The 24,178-nt window shown below is 61.0% G+C and carries 24 protein-coding genes; 14 read left to right on the top strand and 10 right to left on the bottom strand.

Features of this window, described 5'->3' with window-relative positions:
- The first annotated feature begins 190 nt into the window (after positions 1 to 190).
- Together NVB75_RS18450 and NVB75_RS18445 are read left to right on the top strand one after the other, a co-directional pair.
- Positions 191 to 1,276 carry a GNAT family N-acetyltransferase gene (locus NVB75_RS18450; protein WP_258342706.1) on the top strand — a complete coding sequence of 362 codons (1,086 nt, stop codon included), beginning with the start codon at positions 191 to 193 and terminating at the stop codon, positions 1,274 to 1,276.
- Positions 1,273 to 2,154: a hypothetical protein gene (locus NVB75_RS18445; protein WP_258342705.1), complete on the top strand. Its 882-nt coding sequence runs from the start codon at positions 1,273 to 1,275 to the stop codon at positions 2,152 to 2,154. The genes NVB75_RS18450 and NVB75_RS18445 overlap by 4 nt, the downstream gene beginning before the upstream one ends.
- On the opposite strand, the gene NVB75_RS18440 is transcribed toward NVB75_RS18445, so the two are convergent.
- The 4 genes from NVB75_RS18440 to NVB75_RS18425 form a co-directional block, all read right to left on the bottom strand.
- Complete coding sequence (locus NVB75_RS18440) at positions 2,144 to 3,367, bottom strand: DegT/DnrJ/EryC1/StrS family aminotransferase (RefSeq protein ID WP_258342704.1); 1,224 nt, start codon at positions 3,365 to 3,367, stop codon at positions 2,144 to 2,146. The genes NVB75_RS18445 and NVB75_RS18440 overlap by 11 nt on opposite strands.
- Positions 3,364 to 3,777 (bottom strand): multidrug efflux SMR transporter, encoded by a 414-nt coding sequence (locus NVB75_RS18435; RefSeq protein WP_167664060.1) that lies wholly within the window; start codon positions 3,775 to 3,777, stop codon positions 3,364 to 3,366. Before NVB75_RS18435 ends, NVB75_RS18440 begins: the two co-directional genes overlap by 4 nt.
- Positions 3,777 to 4,133, bottom strand: coding sequence for an EamA family transporter (locus tag NVB75_RS18430; RefSeq protein WP_167664061.1), 357 nt, complete (start codon positions 4,131 to 4,133; stop codon positions 3,777 to 3,779). The genes NVB75_RS18435 and NVB75_RS18430 overlap by 1 nt, the downstream gene beginning before the upstream one ends.
- 145 nt (positions 4,134 to 4,278) lie before the next feature.
- On the bottom strand, positions 4,279 to 4,863 hold the full coding sequence (locus NVB75_RS18425) for a DUF6436 domain-containing protein (RefSeq protein WP_076013042.1): 585 nt from the start codon (positions 4,861 to 4,863) through the stop codon (positions 4,279 to 4,281).
- 111 nt (positions 4,864 to 4,974) lie between these two features.
- Here NVB75_RS18425 and NVB75_RS18420 point away from each other — a divergent pair, with 111 nt between their 5' ends.
- On the top strand, positions 4,975 to 5,916 hold the full coding sequence (locus NVB75_RS18420) for an alpha/beta hydrolase (RefSeq protein WP_258342698.1): 942 nt from the start codon (positions 4,975 to 4,977) through the stop codon (positions 5,914 to 5,916).
- 110 nt (positions 5,917 to 6,026) lie between these two features.
- Here the strand turns inward: NVB75_RS18420 and NVB75_RS18415 are convergent, their stop codons facing one another.
- Positions 6,027 to 6,779 carry a DUF2059 domain-containing protein gene (locus NVB75_RS18415; RefSeq protein ID WP_063026433.1) on the bottom strand — a complete coding sequence of 251 codons (753 nt, stop codon included), beginning with the start codon at positions 6,777 to 6,779 and terminating at the stop codon, positions 6,027 to 6,029.
- A gap of 131 nt (positions 6,780 to 6,910) precedes the next feature.
- Between NVB75_RS18415 and NVB75_RS18410 the strand changes: the two genes are divergently transcribed.
- Together NVB75_RS18410 and NVB75_RS18405 are read left to right on the top strand one after the other, a co-directional pair.
- The gene (locus tag NVB75_RS18410) at positions 6,911 to 7,543 is read left to right on the top strand and encodes a 2OG-Fe(II) oxygenase (protein ID WP_076013039.1); all 633 of its coding nucleotides are present in this window, start codon (positions 6,911 to 6,913) and stop codon (positions 7,541 to 7,543) included.
- 2 nt (positions 7,544 to 7,545) lie between these two features.
- A complete protein-coding gene (locus NVB75_RS18405; protein WP_218263100.1) occupies positions 7,546 to 8,040 on the top strand; it encodes a DUF523 domain-containing protein in 495 nt (164 codons plus the stop codon).
- A gap of 110 nt (positions 8,041 to 8,150) precedes the next feature.
- On the opposite strand, the gene NVB75_RS18400 is transcribed toward NVB75_RS18405, so the two are convergent.
- A complete protein-coding gene (locus tag NVB75_RS18400) occupies positions 8,151 to 8,930 on the bottom strand; it encodes a transporter substrate-binding domain-containing protein (protein ID WP_258342696.1) in 780 nt (259 codons plus the stop codon).
- Between the two features lie 134 nt (positions 8,931 to 9,064).
- Between NVB75_RS18400 and NVB75_RS18395 the strand changes: the two genes are divergently transcribed.
- The gene (locus NVB75_RS18395) at positions 9,065 to 9,505 is read left to right on the top strand and encodes a DUF4399 domain-containing protein (RefSeq protein ID WP_258342694.1); all 441 of its coding nucleotides are present in this window, start codon (positions 9,065 to 9,067) and stop codon (positions 9,503 to 9,505) included.
- A gap of 140 nt (positions 9,506 to 9,645) precedes the next feature.
- On the opposite strand, the gene serA is transcribed toward NVB75_RS18395, so the two are convergent.
- On the bottom strand, positions 9,646 to 10,875 hold the full coding sequence (serA, locus tag NVB75_RS18390) for a phosphoglycerate dehydrogenase (protein WP_076013037.1): 1,230 nt from the start codon (positions 10,873 to 10,875) through the stop codon (positions 9,646 to 9,648).
- Between the two features lie 204 nt (positions 10,876 to 11,079).
- Here serA and NVB75_RS18385 point away from each other — a divergent pair, with 204 nt between their 5' ends.
- The 4 genes from NVB75_RS18385 (at position 11,080) to NVB75_RS18370 (ending at position 15,365) form a co-directional block, all read left to right on the top strand.
- Positions 11,080 to 12,474 carry an FAD-binding oxidoreductase gene (locus NVB75_RS18385; RefSeq protein WP_258342692.1) on the top strand — a complete coding sequence of 465 codons (1,395 nt, stop codon included), beginning with the start codon at positions 11,080 to 11,082 and terminating at the stop codon, positions 12,472 to 12,474.
- Between the two features lie 22 nt (positions 12,475 to 12,496).
- Positions 12,497 to 13,162 (top strand): fumarylacetoacetate hydrolase family protein, encoded by a 666-nt coding sequence (locus NVB75_RS18380; protein ID WP_010167806.1) that lies wholly within the window; start codon positions 12,497 to 12,499, stop codon positions 13,160 to 13,162.
- 246 nt (positions 13,163 to 13,408) lie between these two features.
- Positions 13,409 to 14,338, top strand: a complete 930-nt coding sequence (locus NVB75_RS18375; RefSeq protein ID WP_258342690.1) for an SdiA-regulated domain-containing protein — start codon at positions 13,409 to 13,411, stop codon at positions 14,336 to 14,338.
- Between the two features lie 118 nt (positions 14,339 to 14,456).
- Positions 14,457 to 15,365: an SdiA-regulated domain-containing protein gene (locus tag NVB75_RS18370; protein ID WP_258342688.1), complete on the top strand. Its 909-nt coding sequence runs from the start codon at positions 14,457 to 14,459 to the stop codon at positions 15,363 to 15,365.
- Here the strand turns inward: NVB75_RS18370 and NVB75_RS18365 are convergent, their stop codons facing one another.
- Together NVB75_RS18365 and rpiA are read right to left on the bottom strand one after the other, a co-directional pair.
- Positions 15,366 to 17,318, bottom strand: coding sequence for an autotransporter domain-containing protein (locus NVB75_RS18365; protein ID WP_258342686.1), 1,953 nt, complete (start codon positions 17,316 to 17,318; stop codon positions 15,366 to 15,368).
- Between the two features lie 316 nt (positions 17,319 to 17,634).
- Complete coding sequence (gene rpiA, locus NVB75_RS18360) at positions 17,635 to 18,306, bottom strand: ribose-5-phosphate isomerase RpiA (RefSeq protein WP_076013033.1); 672 nt, start codon at positions 18,304 to 18,306, stop codon at positions 17,635 to 17,637.
- A gap of 136 nt (positions 18,307 to 18,442) precedes the next feature.
- Here rpiA and ilvA point away from each other — a divergent pair, with 136 nt between their 5' ends.
- Together ilvA and NVB75_RS18350 are read left to right on the top strand one after the other, a co-directional pair.
- Complete coding sequence (gene ilvA / locus NVB75_RS18355) at positions 18,443 to 19,957, top strand: threonine ammonia-lyase, biosynthetic (protein WP_258342683.1); 1,515 nt, start codon at positions 18,443 to 18,445, stop codon at positions 19,955 to 19,957.
- A gap of 40 nt (positions 19,958 to 19,997) precedes the next feature.
- On the top strand, positions 19,998 to 20,411 hold the full coding sequence (locus NVB75_RS18350) for a DUF2269 domain-containing protein (protein ID WP_258342682.1): 414 nt from the start codon (positions 19,998 to 20,000) through the stop codon (positions 20,409 to 20,411).
- Between the two features lie 110 nt (positions 20,412 to 20,521).
- On the opposite strand, the gene NVB75_RS18345 is transcribed toward NVB75_RS18350, so the two are convergent.
- A complete protein-coding gene (locus NVB75_RS18345; protein ID WP_258342680.1) occupies positions 20,522 to 21,178 on the bottom strand; it encodes an HAD family phosphatase in 657 nt (218 codons plus the stop codon).
- Positions 21,179 to 21,321: 143 nt separating this feature from the next.
- Here NVB75_RS18345 and NVB75_RS18340 point away from each other — a divergent pair, with 143 nt between their 5' ends.
- Positions 21,322 to 21,801 carry an RNA pyrophosphohydrolase gene (locus NVB75_RS18340; RefSeq protein ID WP_003176750.1) on the top strand — a complete coding sequence of 160 codons (480 nt, stop codon included), beginning with the start codon at positions 21,322 to 21,324 and terminating at the stop codon, positions 21,799 to 21,801.
- A gap of 22 nt (positions 21,802 to 21,823) precedes the next feature.
- On the top strand, positions 21,824 to 24,103 hold the full coding sequence (ptsP, locus tag NVB75_RS18335) for a phosphoenolpyruvate--protein phosphotransferase (protein ID WP_010167790.1): 2,280 nt from the start codon (positions 21,824 to 21,826) through the stop codon (positions 24,101 to 24,103).
- Positions 24,104 to 24,178: the final 75 nt, after the last annotated feature.

Here is a 24,178-nt window from a genome sequence, read left to right as displayed (position 1 = left end):
GGTTTGGCGAGCGCTGCGGAAAATGCTCTCGGGTTCGTGCTCCCTGAACCTGAGCTGCATGAAGTGGGGGTTCTGAAGTGGGCCGCGGGTGGGCGGAGTATTATGTTTACTCTGTTACATGAAACCAGCGGCGCGATGATTCACCCCGTCATCCGGGCGCGCCTTTGCTATCACTTTCGGAATGCAATTTATGACAGATCCCAGCCGTGCACAGGTGCCTTATGCCTGCTGCATGGAAACGCCATCGCTGATCAGCCACTTTTTGCGATACCCGCCGGTGGGCTTCAACGCCCGGCTGTCAGCACAGGGACTGCCGTACTTTTTCACCCGGTTCGACCTGCAAACCACCGCCGACGATGAGCTGCGTGCCCGCCTGCGCAGTTGGCCGGGGTACCGTTTGTGGCAGTCGTGGCTGCATATCGACACCTGCTTTGTCGGCACCACGGTCAGCGAGTATTCGCCGTTTCCGCTGAGCGTACCGCCACAGGACATGGCGCAATGGCTGCAACAGGAGTGTGCGCCGCAACGCAAACTCACCATCGTCAAAGATGTGCCGCTGGATTCTCCGCTGCTCAGTGTCGAGGACAATCGCTACGCACACGCGTTGATCGAGGCCTGCACCCAGCGCGGATTCATCAATGTAGAGGGCCAGGCGCTGGCCTATGTACCGATCGACTTCAGCTCGACGGATGAGTATCTGTCGCGGTTGTCCCACAGCCGTCGCCGCAATATCCGCCGCAAGCTACGCAGCCGTGACGAGCTGCGCATCGAGATTCTGGACACCGGCGATGCCCGCTTCAGCGACGAGCAATGGCAGCAGGAACTGTATCGGCTGTACAAGGCGGTGTACGCACAGAGCGAGATCCACTTCGACTTGCTCACGCCCGAGTTCTTCATCCAGTTGCTCACCGATGCCGACAGCGGCGGGCATGTGTTCTGCTACTGGGACGAGGACGAACTGGTTGGCTATAACCTGTGCTACCAGCAAGACGGCAAGTTGCTCGACAAGTACATCGGCCTTAACTACCCGCTGGCGCTGGAGCACAACCTGTACTTCGTCAGCTGGTTTGTGAACCTGGAGTTCGCCCTGGAAAAGGGTCTGCAGTTTTATGTCGCGGGGTGGACCGACCCACAGGTCAAGGCCAGCCTCGGCGCCAAGTTCACGTTTACCCGCCATCTGGTCTGGGTGAGGAACCCGCTGCTGCGCAAAGTGATGAACCGTTTCCGGCACCATTTTGAAAGCGATACGCAGTGGCAGCAGGAGCAAACCGCATGAGCCAGGCCCGTCCCGCATTGATCCTCGATTTTGACGGGGCCGTGAATAACATTCCCGGCGCCATTACCCTGCCGCTGCAAGCCTGGCAGGAGAAGATTCGGTTCGGTTGCCGCTGGGCGCAGTTCAAGGAGCTGGAGAACGCCCTGCAAGCGCAGATGCCCAAAGACTACGGCTGCGTCTTTACCGGCAGCGGTGACTATCACCACCTCAGCCAGTTGTTGTTGAACCGTCTTCCCACCCAGCAAAAGATCCAACTGATCATTTGCGATAACCACCCGGACAACATGCGCTATCCGTTTGGTATCCACTGTGGGTCCTGGGTCTACTGGGCCAGCCGTTTGCCGCAGGTCGAGCATGTGCATGTGCTGGGCATCGGCTCGCCGGACATTTCCCTCAAGCACGCCTGGGAGAATCACTGGTCGCCGTTGGTGAAACGCAAGCTGACCTACTGGAACACCAACGTTGATACCCGCTGGTTGAAGTGGATCGGTGCAGGCCGCAGCAATCGCGCATTCGCCAACGCGGACGAGTTGATGAGCGCGTTCCTGGCGCAGCTCGACCGGTCATTGCCGGTGTATCTCTCCATCGACAAAGACGTGCTGAGCCCGGAGGTGGTGAATACCAACTGGGACCAGGGCGAGTTTCTGGAGACGCATTTGAATCAACTGATCGATGCATGCCACGGCAGCATCATTGGCGCGGACATCACCGGCGACGTCTCGGCCTATCACTACCAGAGCAAGTTCAAGCGTTGGCTGAGTGCATCGGATGGCCAGGAAGAGCTGCCGGAAAACCAGGTGGTGATCTGGCAACAGCAGCAGAATGAGCTGAATGCGCGCCTGTTGACCCGCATCGATCAGAGCTGGGCTAGCGTTTAAGAATCCGCCGTAGATGATCCAGCACTTGCTCGAACAGCTCGTCCGTCAGCCAGTGGCTGTTGCTGATCGACAGGGTTTGGGCGGCGAAGCATTGTGCGTGCGGGGTAGCGACGCCTTGCTGCAAGAGCGGGGTGAGTGCCGGGTAGCCCGGCAATACGTGGATGAACAGGCGGGTGACGCCCAGGCCCGCCGTCCACAGCTGCGCCATGGCGGTATCGCGAGTTTGTGCGCTGGGCATGACCACCATCAGAAACGGCCAGGTGCCTTGCTGGCCCGGGCGGTCGGTCAACACCGAGACGCCGGGCAAGCTGTTGAGCAACGCCACGCGGCGCAACGCCCGCAGGCGCCCTTGCTGCAAATGTTCGGGCAGGCGTGTCAGCGCTGCAGCACCTACTTTTTGGCGATAACCGCCTAGACGGTGCAACGGGATATCGTTGATGGAAAAATCGTCGCCCACCGCCGCCACTTCATCGCCCCGCGCCAGCGCCGCCCGCAGCGGTTTGCCGTACACGTACTTCAGCCCACGGGGCTGATACGCCGCGGCATAGCCCCACAGCTCGGCGCTGCGTTGCGCTTCCCAGCGCAGGCTGAAGGGCAAGTCCTGCCGGCATTGTTGGTGCAATGCCTGATGCAGCGCCGGGTCCCGGCTGAACAACACGCCGCCTTCGGCCGTTGTCAGGCCTTTGCCCAGCGCCATGCTGAAAAAGCCGATGTCGCCTTTGAGCCCGACGCTTTTTCCGTCATCCAGGGCGCCCATGGCTTGGGCGGCGTCTTCGATGATCGCCACGCCAAGTGGCTCGGCAATGCGCCTGGCGGCGTCCACATCCGCCACACGCCCAGCCAGGTGGGTGACGACGATCGCCAAGGTGTTTTCGTTGCACAATTGCGCCAGCTGTTGCTCGTCCAGGTTGATGCTGCCGGGCTGTAAATCGCACGGCACCACGCGTAATGGCGGGCAGTGATGGGCAGCCAGGGCAACCAACGGGCAGGTATACGCGGGGACGATAAGCTCGGTGCGCCCAGGACTGCGTTGCTGCAACACCCGCAGCGCCATGATCAGGGCGGCCGTGCCGGAACAGGGCAGGGCCGGCAGCGGGATATCGAGTTGTTGGGCCAGCGAGCGGGCCAGGTCGCCCGAGAGGTTGAACACATCCCGCCAGCGCAGGGGAAGGCCCGCTGTTGGCGGAATCTCCCGGCCGGCAACGCGGGTCATGACGCCAGCGTCTGCGAGGGCTCGGCCTCGACGGTCTTGCTCTCTTTTTCTTCGCTGCGCGCCAGGCACAGGATGCCCGCGATAATCAGCGCGCCACCGACGATTTTGGGCAAGGTCAGGGTGTCGTTGAACAGCCAGACGGAGATCAGCGTCACGCTGATCAGCTCCAAGTGTGACGCCGCAAATGCCGGGCCGACTGGCGCGTATTTCAACAACGTCATCCAGGTAAAAAACGCGCCGATGTAGCCAACAAATGCACCGTAGATCCACGGCGCACCGAACACGCGTATCAGCCAGGCGGCGTCCATCGTCAGTGGCTCGGCGTGAATCGAGGCGAACTTAAAGCTGACCTGCGCCAAGGTGTCGAAAACGATCAGCGACAGAAAACCCAGGATATAAAACCGTTTCATTACTCAAACCCCACGACGGTCACGCCACAGGCGATCAGCAGGATGCCGATCAACCGCCATTTGGTCAGGCTTTCCTTGAACAGGAAACGCCCGGCAATCATGATCACGACAATATTGATGGAGCCCAGCATCACCCCGACCGACAACGGTACCAGCGTCAGGAAGGCCAGCCACAGCACGAATTCGAAGACATAACAGATGATGCCCAGCCAGATCCACGGACGCTTGAGCATATGGCGCCAGTGGGCCATGCCGTCATGCTCGGCGCTGGCTGAGGCAGCGGCTTTAAACGCCAACTGGCCGGACGTATCAACGATGACGTTGAGTATCCAGAGGATGATGGTTAATTGGCTCATGTGTTCCCGTATCGTCTGCTTGTGCACCTGGCACCGACGACTCAAACGCCGTCCGCTCCACTAGCTGCTCACGATACAGGAGCATGCCGATACAGTTATTTGAGTTTGCCGAATGAACAGCCTCTGTTCAGCTTGGCGCGTCGCCTCAGGGTGGAGGCGCGGCCGCGTTCCACTCGCAGTAACAGCCTACCGCCAGGGTGTGGGTCGCATTGACCTCGCGCCCGACTCCGAGGGCTTGCAGTATGGGTTCGATAAAGCTGTTGCTGGAGTTACACGTCAGCCCTTCGCTGTAGGGCCCGAAGTAGGCCAGCTTGCCGCTGCGGTCCCAGATGCCAACGGCGGGGCTGGCAGGCAAGTGTTGGGCGCCTGGCACGGCCTTGAGGGCCTTCATCGCGCCGAGGGTGGCGGGCAACTGGCCGTGGCTGCCGGCTTTCTGCAGGGAATAGAACTCTACGCCTTGGGGCGCGTACTGCTCGATCAGCTCGCTGAGGTGCTGTTGGTTGCCGACATTGCACGGGCAGGCCGGGTCCCAGAAGTGCACCAGGCGGATCGGGCCCGGGCCGGCAAGCTCGGCCGGCAGGCTCAGGCTGTCACCGGAAAACACCGCCGTATGCTCACTGAACGCCCGCAGGTAGCGCCCCTGAAACCAGTCATACGCCGCCCATAACACCCCGGCGCAAATGATCACGATCAGGCTGGCGAAGAGGGTGGTGCGGTAGGGCTGTCGCATTTGGATCGATCCTCGGAGGACGCGTAGCTTGCCATGCTTGCCCTGACAGATGAATATCGCGGCTCGATATTCATCTGTTCAACGCGTTGAAGCCACAGTCTGGAAGTTCTTATGCCCGTTACGTTTGACCCTGATCATCTACGCGAAAGCTTGCGGCCCCTGGTGGACGCGCAGCCGCTTTCTGCCGAGGCCCGGGTCTACCAGCGCTTCTACGGCCTGGACCTGCCCGCCCGCAAAGTGCCCGCAGTAAGCCGCCTGGGGCGGGTTACGGTGGATGGGTTCGAGGTGGTCTGCCAGGTGTGGTGGCCGCCCGTTCCGGTGGCGACGATGTTCCTGTTCCATGGCTTCTACGACCACATGGGTTTGTACCGCAATGCCGTGGATTGGGCGCTGGACCAGGGCTTTGTGGTGATCGCCTGCGACTTGCCGGGCCATGGTTTGTCCAGCGGCGCGCGGGCCAGCATCGATGACTTTGCGGTATACCAGAATGTGGTGCAGGCGCTGTTTGAACAGGCCAGGGCGTTGCAATTGCCGCAGCCGTGGCACCTGTTCGGGCAAAGCACCGGCGGCGCGATTGTGGTGGATCACCTGCTTAACCATGGCGTCGACAGCCCGGCCCAGGGCAAGACCTTTTTGCTCTCACCGCTGGTGCGTCCCCGGGCCTGGGGCTGGTCGCAGCTCAGTTATTACCTGCTCCGGCCGTTCGTCAAAGGCATCGCCCGGCGTTTCAGCGATAACACCAACGACCCGCAGTTCAAGCCGTTCCTGGAGGCCGACCCGTTGCAGCCCCGACAACTGCCGACCGCCTGGGTGGGCGCCTTGGCGCGCTGGATCAAACGCATTGAAGCCGCGCCACGCAGTGCGCGGCGGCCGTTGATCGTGCAGGGTGAGGAAGACATGACGGTGGACTGGCAGCACAACCTGAAGGTACTGCGCAGCAAGTTCGACCAGCCGGAGGTCTTGATGCTGCCGCGTGGCAGGCATCATTTGGCGAATGAGATTCCGGAGATTCGGCAGGTGTACTTCAAGTTTCTAAGTGATCACCTGGCCTGAGATCGTTCCCACGCTCCGCGTGGGAATGCCTCCGAGGACGCTCCGCGTCCCGTGACGCAGAGCGTCACCCGCTGCGCTCCCACGCGGAGCGTGGGAGCGATCAATCGGTTTCAGGGTGCCAGGCTTGAAGTGCTTTGACCGACCGCCAGCCCGGCCCGGATCGCCGCCAATGCCGCCTTGTAGTACGCCTTGCCATCCGGCGACTCCGCGAACGTCGCGAACTCCTCCAACTCCGGGTCAGACAGATCCCGGTAGACGTACAACAACGTGTTGTTCAAATCATTGCCAATCTGCTGCATCAGGCGCTCACGCTGGCCGTTCAACATGCCCTGTGCCTGACCGCCGCCCAACAGGCCGGGGATCATCTGGCTCAAGCTGTCGGCCGCCACACCGGCAATCGCCAGGCTGACTTCAGCCCCGGCTTCCCGCGCCGGCAGCGCCTGGGCCAGGTGGCCAATGATCAGGCTGCGGGTGGCGTCGGCCTCCATATGCGGCAAGCCCTGGGCATTCTTCGCCAGTTGATCCCGGCGCGTGGCCAGCAATTCGGCGGCGACAATCTTGCGGCCAAGGGGCGATTGGAAAAAGGCCAACGCCGGCTTCGGGTCCGCCAGATTCTTGCGTAGCTGTGCTTCGGCGCGCTGGTCTACCGACTGCGGCGCAAAGCGTTTATTGCTGTTGTCCACCAGCGCTTGATACACCGCCGGCGGCAAGCTATTGCGGTAGCGCTGCTGGGCGGCACTGAGGGCGTCATTAAAATGCGCGCGCTGGTCTGCCCAGCCGGCGACCTTGTACAACTGGTCATGGCTGTCTGCCCAGGCGGGCAAAACGCAGAGCATCAGCAAGGAAAAAAACAAACGACGCATAGGGACTCCTGTCAGTCGGCCACTATTGTCCGTGTCGGGCGTAGGATTTGTCGAGAAATCCTATCGGTCACCTGACTAAAGTGTATTCAGACGCTCGACGGCTCTGTCGGATTCACAGGCGTATGGATACTATGCGCGCCATGCCCATACCCTCCGATCACCCGCTGCTGTTACGCATTGTCGATGACCTGGCCGCACAAGGCTGGTCGCAGCAGAATATCTTCCTGCCCGAGGCTCTGACCCTCGAACTGGCGGCTGAGTGCCATAAACGCGCCGCCGAGGGTGAATTGGCGCCGGCAGCCGTCGGGCGCGGGCCGTCCCAGGAGATTCGCGAGGGCATTCGGGGCGACCATATCCAGTGGCTGGAGCCGGGTGAAGTTGTCGCCTGCGACACCTACCTCGAACTGATGGACAGCCTGCGGGTGGCGATGAACCGGGGCCTGTTCCTGGGACTGGAAGACTTCGAAAGCCACTTCGCGATGTACCCGCCGGGGGCGTTTTACCTCAAGCATGTAGACCGTTTTCGCGATGACGACCGGCGCATGGTGTCGGCGGTGATCTACTTGAACAACGCCTGGCTGCCGGAGCATGGTGGCCAGTTGCGCATGTACCTCAAGGGCGACGTCGAATACGATGTGGTGCCCATCGGCGGTTGCCTGGTGGTGTTCCTGTCGGGGGAGATCCCCCATGAAGTCATGCCCGCCACCCGCGAACGCCTGTCACTTACCGGCTGGTTTCGCCGGCGGGGTAACGAGCCGTTCTGATGATGCAAAAGATTCTGGTCAGCCGCTGCCTGCTGGGGCACCGGGTACGCTACGACGGAGGCGCCAGCGGGCCTTTCGATCAATTGGCCGCGTGGCAGGCCGAAGGCCGGGTGGTTGCCGTGTGCCCCGAGGTTGCGGGAGGTTTGCCGACGCCACGGCCGTCAGCCGAGATCCCGGGCGGGCAGGGGATTGATGTGTGGGAAGGCCGCGCCCAGGTGCTGACGGCCCAAGGCGAAGACTTCAGCGAAGCTTTCCTCGAGGGTGCCCGCCAGGCGTTGGCCTTGGTGCAGCGTCACAACATCCGGGTCGCCGTGCTCAAGGCCAACAGCCCGTCATGCGGCAATCTGCTGACCTATGACGGCACCTTCACCGGTGTGAAGGTCACGGGCGAAGGCGTGACGGCGGCATTGCTCAAGCGCCATGGGGTGTTGGTGTTCAGTGAGCTGGAACTGCCCGAAGCGGCAGCGGCCCTGGCAAAATGCTCAAGCCCGACATAGATCAACATGTGGGAGCGGGCTTGCTCGCGAAAGCGTAGTGTCAGTCACCCGTTGCTCAAGCTGACCCACCGCTTTCGCGAGCAAGCCCGCTCCCACATTGACCGAGTCGTTTATTCGGCCTTTTTCACCGGCTTGCTCGCATCCATTCCGAACCACTTCTCCGACAACGCCGTCAGCCGGCCATCGGCCTTTACCCGCTGCAGGGCCTTGTCCAGGCTGGCCTTGAACGCCGGGTTACCCTTCTGGAACGGAATCGCCAGGCTCAGCGTAGGGCCGACGTCTGCACCTTCTTTCACCGGCAACTGGCTGTCGCGAATCGCGTAGGGAATCAGCAACCGGTCACTGATGGCGGCATCAATCTGTTGGTCAGCGACGTCCTTGATCGGTTGCTTGGCATCGGCATAGCTGCGCAAATCAACGCCCTCGGCGGTGCGCGCCTGCTCCACAAACTGGCTGCCCTGGGCCACGCCCAACGCCTTGCCCTTGAGCGCCGCGAAGCTGCCCAGTGGACGTTGTTCCTGCTTGCGCACGATCAGCTGTGCACTGGAGTAGCTGTAGGGCTCGCTGAAGTCGAAACGATCCGCCAGTTCAGGAGTCATAGCGATATGGTTGATGGCCACGTCGTACTTGGCGCTTTCCACGCCGGGCAGCAGATCGGCGGCATCGACAGTGATAAAGGAGGGGCGTACGTCCATTTCCTTGGCCAGCAACTCACCCAGCTCCACTTCAAAACCGGTGAGTTTGTCGCCTTCCTTGAAGTTGAAGGGCGGGGTGTTGGCTTCCAGGGCGATGCGCAATTCCCCACGGTCAAACACATCGTCGATCAGTTCGGCGTGGGCCAAGGGGCTCACAAGGGGAAGTAAAAGTAACAGGCCAGGCAGGAAGCGCATGGTCTCTCCTAAAGAATTCGAATGAGCGAGGCGCTGTTCCGGCTCGCTTTGCTATGGTGTTGAGTGCCTTGGACAGCAATTTGTCGCGAAGTTGTCTTAACCCTACAGATTTCACCGAAAAACTGGAGAAGTGAATGAAAGCCTTTTTGACCCGTGCAACCCTGGCCAGCCTTTTGCTGGGCGCTTCGATGCTGGCGACCGCTGCTGATGGCATCCCGCGCAGCGCTCCACCAGAAGGTGCCAAAGTGTTCATCGTGTCGCCGAAAGATGGCGCCACCGTCGATAAAACCTTCACCGTGAAATTCGGCATGGAAGGCCTGAAACTGGCGCCGGCCACCAGCCAGGACCCGGGCACCGGCCACCACCACCTGCTGATCGACCAGAAAGCATTGCCTGACGCCAGCGTGCCAATCCCGGCCACCGACACCGTGATCCACTACGGCAAGGCCCAGACCGAAACCGAGGTGACCCTCACCCCAGGCAAGCACACGCTGCAACTGGTTGCCGGCGATAAACTGCATATGCAGTTCAACCCGACTGTAGCGTCAAAAGTCATCACGGTTAACGTGAAATAAAAAACGGGAGCCCCTTGCGGGGCTCCCGTTTTTAATTTGCAGGAGCGAGCTTGCTCGCGAAAAACCTGAGGGCGCTGCGTGCATCCAGGATGCACGCGTTTTCGTTAACGTTTTTCGCGGGCAAGCCCGCTCCTACAGGATTAGAACAACACGCGGCTACGGATAGTGCCTTTGATGTGTTGCAGCTTCTCTTGTGCCAGGTCCGAGTATTCGGCGTCTACGTCGATCACCACGTAGCCGACTTTCTCGTTGGTCTGCAGGAACTGACCGGAAATGTTGATACCGTTTTCCGCGAAGACCTTGTTGATCTCCATCATCACGCCAGGGATGTTCTGGTGGATGTGCAGCAGACGGTGCTTGCCAGGGTGAGCCGGCAGGGCCACTTCCGGGAAGTTGACCGAGGACACCGACGTACCGTTGTCGCTGTACTTGACCAGTTTCTCCGACACTTCCAGGCCGATGTTGGCTTGGGCTTCAGCGGTGGAGCCGCCGATGTGCGGAGTCAGGATCACGTTGTCCAGGCCGCGCAGTGGGCTTTCGAAGATGTCGTCGTTAGAGCGCGGCTCTACCGGGAACACGTCGATGGCGGCGCCGATCAGGTGTTTGTCCTTGATCGCGTCGGCCAGGGCGTCCAGCTCAACAACAGTGCCGCGTGCGGCGTTGATCAGGATCCCGCCCTTCTTGATGGCGCGGATTTCCTTCTCGCCGATCATCCACTGGGTCTCAGCGGTTTCCGGTACGTGCAGGGTCACGATGTCGGACATGCCCAGCAGCTCGGTCAGGCTCGACACCTGAGTGGCGTTGCCCAATGGCAGCTTGGTCAGGGTGTCGTAGAAGAACACCTGCATGCCCAGGCCTTCGGCCAGAACCGACAGTTGAGTGCCGATCGAACCGTAACCGACGATGCCCAGCTTCTTGCCGCGGATTTCGAAGGAGTTGGCTGCGCTCTTGATCCAGCCGCCACGGTGGCAGGAAGCGTTCTTCTCGGGAATACCGCGCAACAGCAGGATGGCCTCGGCCAATACCAGCTCAGCCACGGAGCGGGTGTTGGAGTACGGTGCGTTGAACACCGCGATGCCGCGCTCGCGCGCTGCGTTGAGGTCGACCTGGTTGGTGCCGATGCAGAAACAACCTACAGCGACAAGCTTCTTGGCGTGATCGAAGATCTCTTCGGTCAGCTGAGTGCGGGAGCGAATGCCGATAAAGTGCGCGTCGGCGATCTTTTCCTTGAGCTGGGCTTCCGGCAGAGAACTGGTGATGTACTCAATGCTGGAGTACCCAGCAGCCTTCAGAACTTCGACGGCCGATGGGTGGACGCCTTCCAGAAGAAGGAACTTGATCTTGCTCTTATCGAGAGAAGTCTTGCTCATCTGCGTAAACCTGTATCCCGGAGAAAAATGGCAGGGAATCGAGCAGCGCAAGCTGACCCGGACGGCAGGAAAGCCGTCACCGCAGAACGCCCTTGGGCACTATCCTGCGGGGGCGGTATGCTAGCATACGTGCCCCGCTAAACACCCATTCCTGCGACGTGAAGCGTTCTCAGGATGACCATGAATTGTTCGAGAGTTCTGTCGATGACCCATCCTGCCCTGATTGATGAGCTGAAGACCCTGGTTGAGCCTGGCAAGGTCCTGACCGATGCTGACTCCCTTGAGGCTTACGGCAAGGACTGGACCAAGCATTTCGCCCCGGCCCCGGTGGCCATCGTCTTCCCGAAGACCACCGAACAGGTGCAGGCCATCGTCCGTTGGGCCAATGAACACAAGGTGGCGCTGGTGCCGTCCGGTGGTCGTACCGGCCTGTCGGCCGCTGCCGTCGCGGCGAATGGCGAAGTGGTCGTGTCGTTCGACTATATGAACCAGATCCTCGACGTGAACCTCACCGACCGCACCGCCGTGTGCCAGCCGGGCGTGGTCACCAAGCAATTGCAGAACGTCGCCGAAGAAAAAGGCCTGTACTACCCGGTGGACTTCGCTTCGTCCGGTTCCAGCCAGATTGGCGGCAACATCGGCACCAATGCCGGCGGGATCAAGGTGATTCGCTACGGCATGACCCGTAACTGGGTTGCGGGCATGAAAGTCGTCACCGGCAAGGGCGACCTGCTGGAATTGAACAAAGACCTGATCAAGAACGCCACCGGCTACGACATGCGCCAGCTGTTCATCGGCGCGGAAGGCACCCTGGGCTTTGTGGTCGAAGCGACCATGCGCCTGGACCGGGCGCCGAAAAACCTCACCGCGATGGTGCTCGGCACCACCGATTTCGACTCGATCATGCCGGTGTTGCACGCCTTCCAGAGCAAGCTGGACCTGACCGCCTTCGAATTCTTCTCCGACAAGGCCCTGGCCAAAGTCCTCGCGCGCGGCGACGTGCCGGCGCCGTTCGAGTCCGATTGCCCGTTCTACGCGCTGCTGGAATTTGAAGCGACCACCGAAGAAGTGGCCAACGACGCCCTGGCCACGTTCGAACACTGCGTGGAGCAGGGCTGGGTACTGGACGGCGTGATGAGCCAGAGCGAAACCCAGCTGCACAACCTGTGGAAGCTGCGCGAGTACATCTCCGAGACCATCTCCCACTGGACGCCGTACAAGAACGACATTTCGGTGACTGTGTCGAAAGTGCCGGCCTTCTTGAAGGAAATTGATGCGATTGTCGGCGAATACTACCCGGACTTCGAAATCGTGTGGTTCGGCCACATCGGCGACGGCAACCTGCACCTGAACATCCTCAAGCCGGAAAACCTGAGCAAGGACGAGTTCTTTGCCAAGTGCGCCACCGTCAACAAGTGGGTGTTCGAGACCGTGCAGAAGTACAACGGCTCGATCTCCGCCGAACACGGCGTAGGCATGACCAAGCGCGACTATCTGACTTACAGCCGCTCGCCGGTTGAAATCGAATACATGAAGGCAGTGAAAGCGGTGTTCGACCCGAACGGGATCATGAACCCAGGCAAGATTTTCGCTGTTTAACAGTCCCTGAAGGAGTCGGTCCATGAGCTACCAGCACAAGTATGTCGACGGCACCAATATTCACTTTCCCCTAGGGAAAGTGGTGTGCATCGGGCGTAACTACGCCGAACACGCCAAGGAACTGGATAACCCGGTACCCACCGAGCCGCTGCTGTTTATCAAGCCCGGCAGCTGCGTGGTGGCGCTGGAAGGCGGCTTCGCCATCCCTACCGAGCGCGGTTCGGTGCACTACGAAGCGGAAATTGCAGTGCTGATTGGCAAGCCGTTGTCGACCAAGCCGAGCCGCGAAGAAGTGCTGGACGCCATCTCCGGCTTCGCCCCGGCCCTGGACCTGACCCTGCGGGACAAACAGGCCGAGCTGAAAGCCAAGGGCCTGCCGTGGGAAATCGCCAAGTCGTTTGATGGCGCGGCAGTGATTGCACCGTTCGTGGTCGGCAGCACCTTCCCGGATGTGACGGATATTGGCATTCGCCTTACCATCAATGGCGAAGTGCGCCAGGACGGCAACAGCGCGATCATGCTCAACCCGATCATCCCGATGATCCAGTACATGGCCGGCTGCTTCTCGCTGCAGGCCGGAGATGTGATCCTCACCGGTACGCCGGCAGGCGTGGGCCCGCTGAATGTGGGCGATGAACTGGTGCTGGAGTTGCCGGGTGTGAGCCGCTTCGAAAGCAGCGTTCGCTAAATACCTGGCGAAACGCGGTCAATAATGTGGGAGCGGGCTTGCTCGCGAATGCGGTGGACCAGTCGACAGATTCAGTGACTGACACTACGCATTCGCGAGCAAGCCCGCTCCCACATTTGATCTGTGTATGGCTGCAAAATCGGTTTTTGCATTTTTTTCACACCCCATCCGGATAATCATCAGCCTCCCGCGCGCGGACCTTGTGATCCTGTGCTATCCCCTAAAGCTGACTTTCTGGAAAGCGTAATGGCCGTGCCTCTCCCCTCCGTAAAACCCTCGTTGCGTTCACGCCTTGCCATGCGCTGGTATTCCTGGCTGTTCCTGGCCGGCGCGATCATTTATGGCGTGGCCTGGGCCATGCACTGGGACGACCGCGGTGTGTTGTGGGTGGCAGAGGGCTTCGAAACTCCGGCCGAGCGCCTGGAAAGTGTCTGGCTCCCGGACTACCACGCGGTGATCGACGCCAAGCTGCTGCCCGGCATGGAGAAGGATGAGGCCTCGGACCTGGCGTATAACCCGCTGACCAAGACCCTGTTCTCGGTCATGGGCAAGAACCCGTTCCTGGTTGAGCTGACCCTGCAAGGCGACGTGCTGCGCAAGATGCCGCTCAATGGTTGGAACAACCCGGAAGGCGTGACCATGATGGAAAACGGCCTGATGGCTGTGGTCGATGAGCGTCAGCACAGCCTGACCATCATCAAGGTTGACCCGCAGACCCAGCAGTTGAACAAAGCCGACTTCCCGTCCTATGACCTCGGCCCCTCGAAGGACCAGAACAAAGCCTTCGAAGCGATCACCTGGGACAAGCGCAATCAACAGCTGATTCTCGGCGAAGAACGTCCGCCGGCCCTGTTTACCTGGAAAAGCGACGGTAGCCAGACCCTCACCGGTGACAAGCAGAAGCTCGCCAACACCGAATTGGACATGCGTAACCTGTCGGCACTGACCGTCGACCCGCGTACCGGCCATCTGCTGGCGCTGTCGGCCGATTCCCATCTGCTGCTGGAACTGGACGAGAAGGGCGAGCAAGTCAGCTTCATGACCTTGCTGGGCGGCTTCAATGGCTTGAAGGACACCATTCCCCGTGCCGAAGGCGTGACCATGGACGAGAACGGCACGCTGTACATGGTCAGCGAGCCGAACCTGTTCTATCGCTTCGAGAAGCAGAAACAGTAGTTCGATTACGTCAGATTTCTCTCTATCTGCGGCATCCCCCAGACACCCGGGGCGTTTAAGTTTAAATTCAGGCGACCGTGATATTCATTCGCCAGTTTTTCACTTTGAGCCCCGCCCGATGCGTCGACTTGCCCGCCCCAAACCTGCTTTTTTCATCCTGATCCTGATCGCCCTGGTGGCGGTGGGCGTGGTCGCGCAGCAGTTGCGCCTGTTCGAGCGTGCCTGGTTCAACTGGCAGTCGTGGCGCCATCCCGCCGGTGAGCATTCCATTGGCCTGGGGGATTACCGGGTGGCCCTGGAGGCGCAGGTGATCGACGGCCTCAACGATGATGTCTCGGCCCTGACCTTTGATCCGGTGCGCAACAGCCTGTTTACCGTGACCAATAAAAATGCCGAGCTGGTGGAGTTGTCCCTGGAGGGCAAAATCCTGCGGCGCATTGCGCTGGTGGGTTTTGGTGATGCAGAGGCGGTGGAGTACATCAGTGACAACACCTACGTCATCAGCGACGAGCGCCAGCAGCGGCTGATCAAGGTCCATGTGGATGACGACACCCAATTCCTCGATGCCGCCGACGCCGAGCAAATGACCCTCGGCGTGCACCTGGGTGGCAACAAAGGCTTCGAAGGCCTGGCCTATGACTCGGTGGGCAAGCGCCTGTTTGTGGCCAAGGAACGCGACCCGATGCTGATCTACGAGGTGCACGGCTTTCCCCATTTCAAACCGGAAAAAACCTACTCGGTGCACGTGATCAACAACCCCAAGCGCGATGCCGGGTTGTTTGTGCGCGACCTGTCGAGCCTGCAATACGACGAGCGCAGCGGCCATTTGCTGGCGCTGTCGGATGAGTCGTTCCTGGTGCTGGAACTGGATATCGACGGTCGTCCGCTGAGCAGTCTGTCGCTGCTCAAGGGGCGCCATGGCCTGAAGCAGCGCGTGCCTCAGGCCGAGGGGATTGCCATGGACAACCACGGCACGTTGTACATGGTCAGTGAGCCGAACCTCTTTTATGTGTTCAAGAAGCCCTGATCAGAACATCCACTGCACGCCCAGCGAATAGCCGGTCTGGCTACCCTCGGCATGGCCCAATCGGCCGTTCACTTCGGCATACACGCCCAACTGCGGGGTGATTGCCAGTTGGCTGCCGACCTGGGCGCGGCCGAAGCTTTTATCCACTGACCCCAGCCGGGCCGTGCGTGCCTGGCCATCGGCGCGGGCGGTCAGGTCAAGGTCGTCCAGGCGGCCGTCGGCCAGTTCCTTGACCCAGGCGATGTCGGCGTAAGGCATCAGGCTCAGGCCATAAGGCAAGGCGACAGCACCGCGCACACGCCAGCCGAGGCTGGCTTCAAGTGAGTCGAACGACTGTTCTTCGTACTCAAGGGCGGTACGCAGGTCCTGCTTTTCATGGAATTTATCGATGCGGTAATGTGTGTAGTCCAGCCCGGCAAAGGGCCCGCTCTTGATCGCGCCGAAGTCGAAGTCATAGCCGCCCAGTACCCGCGCGCCCAATGCCAACGCATCGGTTTTCCCGGTCAGGTGCTGATTGAGCAATACCGGCCCACCGTTGGCCTGGATCAGCAAATTGCGCCGGGAGTCAAAGCGACTGTGGCCCACGCTCAAGTCGCCGGCCAGCCAGCTCGGGCCGCCGTCATTCAACAGTGCGTAGGCGGCAGCCTGCCAGGTGTCGCTTTGCAGTTTGCCGCGATGCTCAAGCTTGTCGCGCCCATTGAGGTAGCTGAGGCTGGCGCCCAGGTTCAGGCTGGAACTCAACTGGTAGTCGCCCAGGGCATGCAGGCCGAGACTCCGCGCCTCGGGGTTGGGAGCGGAGTCGAAACCACTGTCGGGGTTGTATTCGCCGTCTACGCCGATTTCGCCATCGAAGCTGCCGACCTCGCGGCTGGCCGACTGCAGGGTCAGCCAGCGGCGATCGTGCAGGCGCACCATCGACTGATGCTGGCGTTGCAGGTTGTCCTGCATGTTGCGCGCAACGGCGCCACCCGAGGCGGTGGAGGCCATCAAGTCGGCATTGGTCAACTCCAATACCAGCCGGCTGAGCAGCCGCGAATAGTCCCGCAGGCGCTGATCAATACGTTCCTGGCCGAAGGCATTGGTCAGCACGGCCTTGTTGTCCTCGGCAGGGTCGTGCCAGGTCGATCCGCCGGGGATGGCCGGGTTGTTGGTCTGGGTATAACCATCCAGGTCGCCCAATTCCCAGTTGGTTGCTTCGATATACAGGATCGGGATATTCAGCGGCTCGAAGGGTTCGCCGTCGCTGCAGCAGCCGGTGCCCTTGGGGTATTGCGGGTCGAGGCCGGGGTTGGTGAACAGCGGAATGTTCAGCTCCCTGGCGATCTGGAACGTGTGCTCGCGCAACGACGCCAGCGCCGGGTTGGCCGTGCTGTTCTGGCCGGCGTGGGCGTACATCATGTCGCCGGTGATCAGGCTGTCGAGGTTGATCATCGCCAGCATGTTGGCCTTCTGGCTGGCGCTCAATGAGTTGACGAAGGCTTTCGAGCCGCGCAGGCCTTCTTCCTCTGCGCCAAAGCCGACGATTTGCAGGCCGTTCTCCAACTGCAGCCCGCCCAGGTTTTTTGCCACCTCGGTCAGCACACTGGCGCCGGAGCCATTGTCATCGAGGCCTTGCAAGGTGGGGCGACCAAAATAGGTGTCGAAGTGCGCACCGATCACCACATATTGCGGCTGGGTGCCGGCGGCGTAGGCCACCACGTTTTGCGAACTGCGGGAAGTGCCGCTGGCGGTCCAGGAAAAATCCTGGCGGCTGATGTTATAGGCGCTGCCCATCTGGCTTTGCATCCAATCGGCAGCCCCGGCGAAATTGGCGGTGCCACGATAGCGACCGGGGTAGTCGTTGATCAGCGTTTCCAGGGTGGTGTTGGCGTGTTGGCCGTAATCGTATGACTGGGCGCTGGTGGACAGCAGGGCACTGGCAACGCTGACAGCGAGGGCTAGAGGCTTTATCACAGGGTCTTCCTTGAAGTGATTGGAGTCGGGAGCCGAGACCTTTTGCACAATGCGCGCCTCATTCCATGGGCGGCGGCGAATTGGCGCATTGTTAAACGCACGAGTCGCCTGGCTGTAATTTGTAACAGATTTGATACGAAGTGCGGCGAGAGATGCCGTGGGGCGTGCTCGGTTTCGGCCGAGGGTGAGCGCAAATGCTGCTTGCAGGAGCACGCTTGCTCGCGAAAAACGTTACCGGTAACGCGGCTCGTCCTGAGCGGGCGAGGCGCTGGTTGGTTTTTCGCGGGCAAGCCCGCTCCTACAGTTGGGGAGCGGTTCAGGCTTTGAGGGTTTTCACGCCTTCCGGGGTGCCCAGCAGCAATACGTCTGCCGGGCGTGCCGCGAACAGGCCGTTGGTGACGACGCCGACGATGGCATTGATCTGACGCTCCAGTTCCACCGGGTTGGTGATCTGCAGGTTGAAGACGTCGATGATGATGTTGCCGTTGTCGGTCAGCACGCCTTCGCGGTACACCGGGTCGCCGCCCAGCTTCACCAACTCGCGGGCCACGTGGCTGCGGGCCATCGGGATCACTTCCACCGGCAGCGGGAACGCGCCGAGGACGGGCACCAGTTTGCTGGCGTCGGCGATGCAGATGAAGGTCTTGGCCACGGCCGCGACGATCTTCTCGCGGGTCAGGGCTGCGCCGCCGCCCTTGATCAGGTTCAGGTGTGCGTCGCTTTCATCGGCGCCGTCGACATAGAACTCCAGGTCGCTGACGGTGTTCAGCTCATACACCGGAATACCGTGGCCCTTGAGCCGCGCAGCCGTGGCTTCGGAGCTGGCGACCGCGCCGTCGAACGCGCCTTTGTGCAGGGCCAGCGCATCGATAAAGCAGTTGGCGGTGGAGCCGGTGCCGACACCGACGATGCTTTTATCGTCGAGTTTAGGAAGGATTAAATCGACGGCGGCCTGGGCCACTGCCTGTTTGAGTTGATCCTGGGTCATGCGGGCTCCGGAACGGGCGGGGAGTAAAGAGGGGCGCGAGTATAACCCAACAAAACCTCGGTTTTCGTGTGGTCGCCCGGCCAAACGCTGGGTTAGACTCCTTGGCCCTGCCCAACCCGCCCAGTGATGCTTTCCGATGCTTGAACAGTACGTCAAAAAGATCCTCACCTCGCGCGTTTACGACGTTGCCGTAGAAACCCCGCTGCAGACCGCCCGCCAGCTCTCCGAGCGCCTGGGCAACAAGGTCTGGCTCAAGCGCGAAGACTTGCAGCCGGTGTTCTCGTTCAAGATTCGCGGTGCCTACAACAAGCTGACCCAACTGAGCGCCGAAGAACGTGCGCGCGGTGTGGTTACCGCTTCAGCGGGCAACCACGCCCAGGGCCTGGCCTTGGCGGCCAAGGTGCTGGGGGTCAAGGCCACCATCGTGATGCCCAAGACCACGCCCGAGATCAAGGTCGAAGGCGTGCGTTCCCGTGGCGGCAAAGTGGTGCTGCACGGGGATTCGTTCCCGGAAGCGCTGGCGTATTCGCTGAAGCTGGTCGACGAAAAAGGCTACGTCTACATTCACCCCTACGATGATCCGCACACCATTGCCGGGCAGGGCACGGTGGCGATGGAGATTCTGCGCCAGCACCCGGGGCCGCTGGATGCGATTTTCGTCCCGGTGGGCGGCGGTGGCCTGATCGCCGGGATCGCGGCGTACGTGAAATACCTGCGGCCTGAAATCAAGATCATCGGCGTCGAGCCGGACGACTCCAACTGCCTGCAAGCCGCCATGGCGGCGGGCGAGCGCGTGGTATTGCCGACCGTGGGTATCTTCGCCGACGGCGTGGCAGTGGCGCAGATCGGCCAGCACACCTTCGACATCTGCAAGGATTACGTGGATGAAGTGATCACCGTCAGCACCGATGAAATCTGCGCGGCGATCAAGGACATCTACGACGACACCCGCTCCATCACGGAGCCGGCTGGCGCCCTGGGCGTGGCGGGCATCAAGAAGTACGTCGAGACCCGTGGCATCACCGGGCAAGCCCTGGTGGCCATTGATTCCGGGGCCAACGTCAACTTCGACCGCCTGCGCCATGTGGCCGAGCGCGCCGAGCTGGGTGAAGGCCGCGAAGCCATCATCGCCGTGACCATCCCCGAGAAACCGGGCAGCTTCAAGGCCTTCTGCGAGGCCGTGGGCAAGCGCCAGATCACCGAATTCAACTACCGCTACCACTCTGGTCGCGAGGCGCACATTTTTGTCGGCGTGCAGACCCACCCGGAAAACGACCCGCGCAGCGCGCTGATCGCCAGCCTCACCAGCCAGGGTTTCCCGGTGCTGGACCTGACGGAAAACGAACTGGCCAAGCTGCACATCCGTCATATGGTCGGTGGCCATGCGGCGCACGTCAGCGACGAAGTGGTGTTCCGCTTCGAATTCCCGGAACGTCCGGGAGCGTTGTTCAACTTCCTGAACAAATTGGGCGGGCGCTGGAACATCTCGATGTTCCACTATCGCAACCACGGCGCCGCTGACGGGCGCGTAGTGGCGGGCCTGCAAGTGCCGGCGGACGAGCGCCACCTGGTGCCGGCGGCGCTGGAAGCCATTGGCTACCCGTACTGGGATGAAAGTGATAACCCGGCCTACCAACTGTTCCTCGGTTGAGCGACTACGCTGACTGAGCGGCCTTCAAGGAATCGAGAACATGGAAACGCTGACCACCCTTAAAGTTATCCACATCGCGGCCACGGTGTTGCTGCTGCTCAGCGGCGTCGCGCTGGCGGTGCTGGCCTGGCGCAAACGCAGTGCCGGGCCGGCCTATACCGTGCAGCGGCCGTGGGTGTTTGTGTGGTTGTTGATGGGGATTTGCGTGGTGAGCATGCCGTTCACCGGCTGGTGGCTGGCGCACCTGATCGGCTGGCCGCTGGGGCAAACCTGGATTCTGGGTTCAAGTGTGATCTACACCGTGGCGGCGCTGAGCTGGTTCTGGCTGGTGGCGCGGCTCAATCGACTGCGGTTGGGCGGGGCGGGGAGTTTGAACTTTACCGTGGCGCTGGCAGTTGTGAGCCTGGTGGGGTTTGTGGCGATTGCCGGGTTGATGGGTGCCAAACCCGTCTAGATGATCGTTCCCACGCTCCGCGTGGTAACGCCGCCCGGGACGCTCCGCGTCCCAAGAGCGGACGCAGAGCGTCCAGTGATGCATTCCCACGCGGAGCGTGGGAACGATCTTTAGCTGCGCAGAGTAATCACCGGCCAACCACGCTTCTCAGCCTCCGCCCGCAGATTCGGATCCGGATCCACCGCCACCGCATGCGTCACCTGCTCCAGCAACGGCAGGTCATTCATCGAATCGCTATAGAAGTAACTGTCCTCCAGGCTAAACCCGGTCTCTTCCAACCAACGATTCAAGCGCGTCACCTTGCCCTCGCGAAAGCACGGTACATCGGTGCTGCGTCCGGTGTAGCGGCCGTTTTCCATCTCGCATTCGGTGGCGATCAGGGTTTCCACGCCCAGGCGTGCGGCAATTGGCGCGGTGACGAAACGGTTGGTGGCGGTGATGATCACCAGCTTGTCGCCAGCGGCGCGGTGTTTGGCCAGCAGTTCAACGGCCAGGGGCAGCACGATCGGCTCGATGCAGTCGCGCATGTAGTCACGGTGCCACTCCTCCAACTGGGCCATCTCGGTGCGGCCGAGGATTTCCAGGCAGAAGTTCAGGTACTCGGCGTTATCCAGCTTGCCGGCCAGGTAGTCCTGGTAGAACTCATCGTTGCGGGCCTTGTAGGCCACGGCGTCGAGAATCCCGCGTTCACAGAGGTAATCGCCCCAGGCGTGATCGCTGTCACCCCCCAAAAGCGTGTTGTCCAAGTCGAATAAAGCCAGGCGCATTGCAGTTACTCGCTGAAAAGTCTGTAAAAAGGCGTCCAGAATACGGTCTTTTCACAAGAGTGCACATAAGGTAAGCAGCCTCGTTGCCGCTGTATCAATCTTTGTGGAACAATGCGGTGACATGCGTTTGCGAGGTTGTTGCCGTGATCGACCCCGATGGTTTCCGTCCTAATGTCGGGATTATTCTTACGAATGATGCCGGACAGGTGCTATGGGCTCGCCGTATCAACCAAGATGCCTGGCAGTTTCCTCAAGGCGGAATCAACCCCGACGAAACCCCTGAAGACGCCTTGTACCGTGAGTTGAACGAAGAAGTAGGCCTTGAACGTGAAGATGTGCAAATTCTGGCCTGCACCCGAGGCTGGTTGCGCTATCGTTTGCCGCAACGTCTGGTGCGTACCCACAGCCAACCGCTGTGCATCGGCCAGAAACAGAAATGGTTTCTCCTGCGCCTGATCTCCAACGAGCAGCGGGTGCGGATGGATTTGACCGGTAAACCGGAGTTCGATGGCTGGCGCTGGGTCAGTTATTGGTATCCGTTGGGCCAGGTGGTGACATTCAAGCGCGAGGTTTATCGTCGCGCTCTTAAAGAGCTTGCCCCGCGCCTTTTAGCGCGCGACTGACGACGGAGTTCGACCCCGAGCCATGCTCAATACGCTGCGCAAGATCGTCCAGGAAGTTAACTCCGCCAAGGATCTCAAGGCGGCGTTGGGGATTATTGTGTTGCGCGTCAAGGAAGCCATGGGCAGCCAGGTCTGCTCGGTTTACCTGCTGGACCCCGAGACCAACCGTTTTGTCCTGATGGCCACCGAGGGCTTGAACAAGCGCTCCATCGGTAAGGTCAGCATGGCGCCCAATGAGGGTCTGGTGGGCCTGGTGGGGACGCGTGAAGAACCCCTGAACCTCGAAAACGCGGCCGATCATCCGCGTTATCGCTATTTTGCCGAAACCGGCGAAGAGCGCTACGCCTCGTTCCTCGGTGCACCGATCATTCACCACCGCCGCGTTGTCGGCGTGTTGGTCATCCAGCAGAAAGAACGCCGCCAGTTCGACGAAGGTGAAGAAGCCTTCCTCGTGACCATGAGCGCGCAGCTCGCCGGGGTTATTGCCCACGCCGAGGCCACCGGTTCGATTCGCGGCCTGGGGCGCCAGGGCAAGGGTATCCAGGAGGCCAAGTTCGTCGGCGTACCGGGTTCGCCAGGCGCTGCCGTCGGTACCGCGGTGGTCATGCTGCCGCCGGCCGACCTGGACGTGGTGCCGGACAAGACCGTCACCGACATCGACGCTGAAATCATCCTGTTCAAGACCGCCCTCGAAGGCGTACGCAATGACATGCGCACCCTGTCGACCAAGCTGGCCACCCAGCTGCGGCCTGAAGAACGGGCGTTGTTCGACGTGTACCTGATGATGCTCGACGACGCGTCCCTGGGCAGCGAAGTCAAGGACGTGATCAAGACCGGCCAGTGGGCACAGGGCGCGCTGCGCCAGGTGGTCACCGATCACGTCAACCGTTTCGAACTGATGGACGACGCCTACCTGCGCGAACGCGCCTCGGACGTAAAAGACCTCGGTCGCCGTCTGCTGGCCTACCTGCAGGAAGAACGCTCGACCACCCTGGTGTACCCCGACAACACCATCCTGATCAGTGAAGAACTGACCGCCACCATGCTCGGCGAAGTGCCGGAAGGCAAACTGGTGGGCCTGGTCTCGGTATTGGGTTCGGGTAACTCCCACGTCGCGATCCTGGCCCGGGCCATGGGCATTCCGACGGTGATGGGCCTGGTGGACCTGCCGTATTCCAAGGTCGACGGCATCGAAATGATCGTCGACGGCTACCACGGCGAGGTCTACACCAACCCCAGCGAAGTGCTGCGCAAGCAATACGCTGAAGTGGTGGAAGAAGAACGCCAGCTGTCCCAGGGCCTCGACGCCCTGCGGGAACTGCCGTGTGTGACCCTCGACGGCCACCGTGTACCGCTGCTGGTCAATACTGGCTTGCTGGCGGACGTGGCACGCGCACAACAGCGCGGCGCTGAAGGTGTCGGGCTGTACCGCACCGAAGTGCCGTTCATGATCAACCAACGTTTTCCGAGTGAGAAGGAGCAGCTGGCGATTTATCGCGAGCAACTGTCCGCCTTCCATCCGTTACCGGTGACCATGCGCAGCCTGGACATTGGCGGCGACAAGTCACTGTCGTATTTCCCCATCAAGGAAGACAACCCCTTCCTTGGCTGGCGCGGTATTCGTGTAACCCTCGACCATCCTGAAATTTTCCTCGTCCAGACCCGCGCCATGCTCAAGGCCAGCGAAGGCCTGAACAACCTGCGTATTCTGCTCCCGATGATCTCCGGCACCCACGAGCTGGAAGAGGCGCTGCACCTGATCCACCGGGCGTGGGGCGAAGTGCGCGACGAAGGCGCCGACGTGCCGATGCCGCCGATTGGCGTGATGATCGAGATTCCGGCAGCGGTGTACCAGGCTAAAGAGCTGGCGCGGCAGGTGGACTTTCTGTCGGTGGGCTCCAACGACCTGACCCAGTACCTGCTGGCCGTGGACCGCAACAACCCACGGGTGGCCGACCTCTACGACTACCTGCACCCGGCGGTGCTGCAAGCCTTGCAGAATGTGGTGCGCGACGCTCATGCCGAAGGCAAGCAGGTGAGTATCTGCGGCGAGATGGCCGGTGACCCGGCGGCGGCCGTGCTGTTGATGGCGATGGGCTTTGACAGCCTGTCGATGAACGCCACCAACTTGCCGAAGGTGAAATGGATGCTGCGCCAGATCAACCTGAGCCGGGCCAAGGAACTGCTGGCGGAATTGATGACCATCGACAACCCGCAAGTTATCCACAGCTCGCTGCAATTGGCGCTGAAGAACCTTGGGTTGGCGCGGATGATCAATCCGGCGTCTGCAAAAACCTTATAGAGGGGTGATGCGTACGTAGCAGCTGTCGAGCCTTGGCGAGGCTGCGTCAGCGGTGTGCCTGAAACACCGCGGACG

The sequence above is a fragment of the Pseudomonas sp. CBS genome (genome assembly GCF_024734645.1).
Taxonomy (GTDB): Bacteria; Pseudomonadota; Gammaproteobacteria; order Pseudomonadales; family Pseudomonadaceae; genus Aquipseudomonas.
The sequence above is the reverse complement of the archived record's forward strand: the minus strand, read 5'-3'. Positions and strand labels throughout refer to the sequence as shown.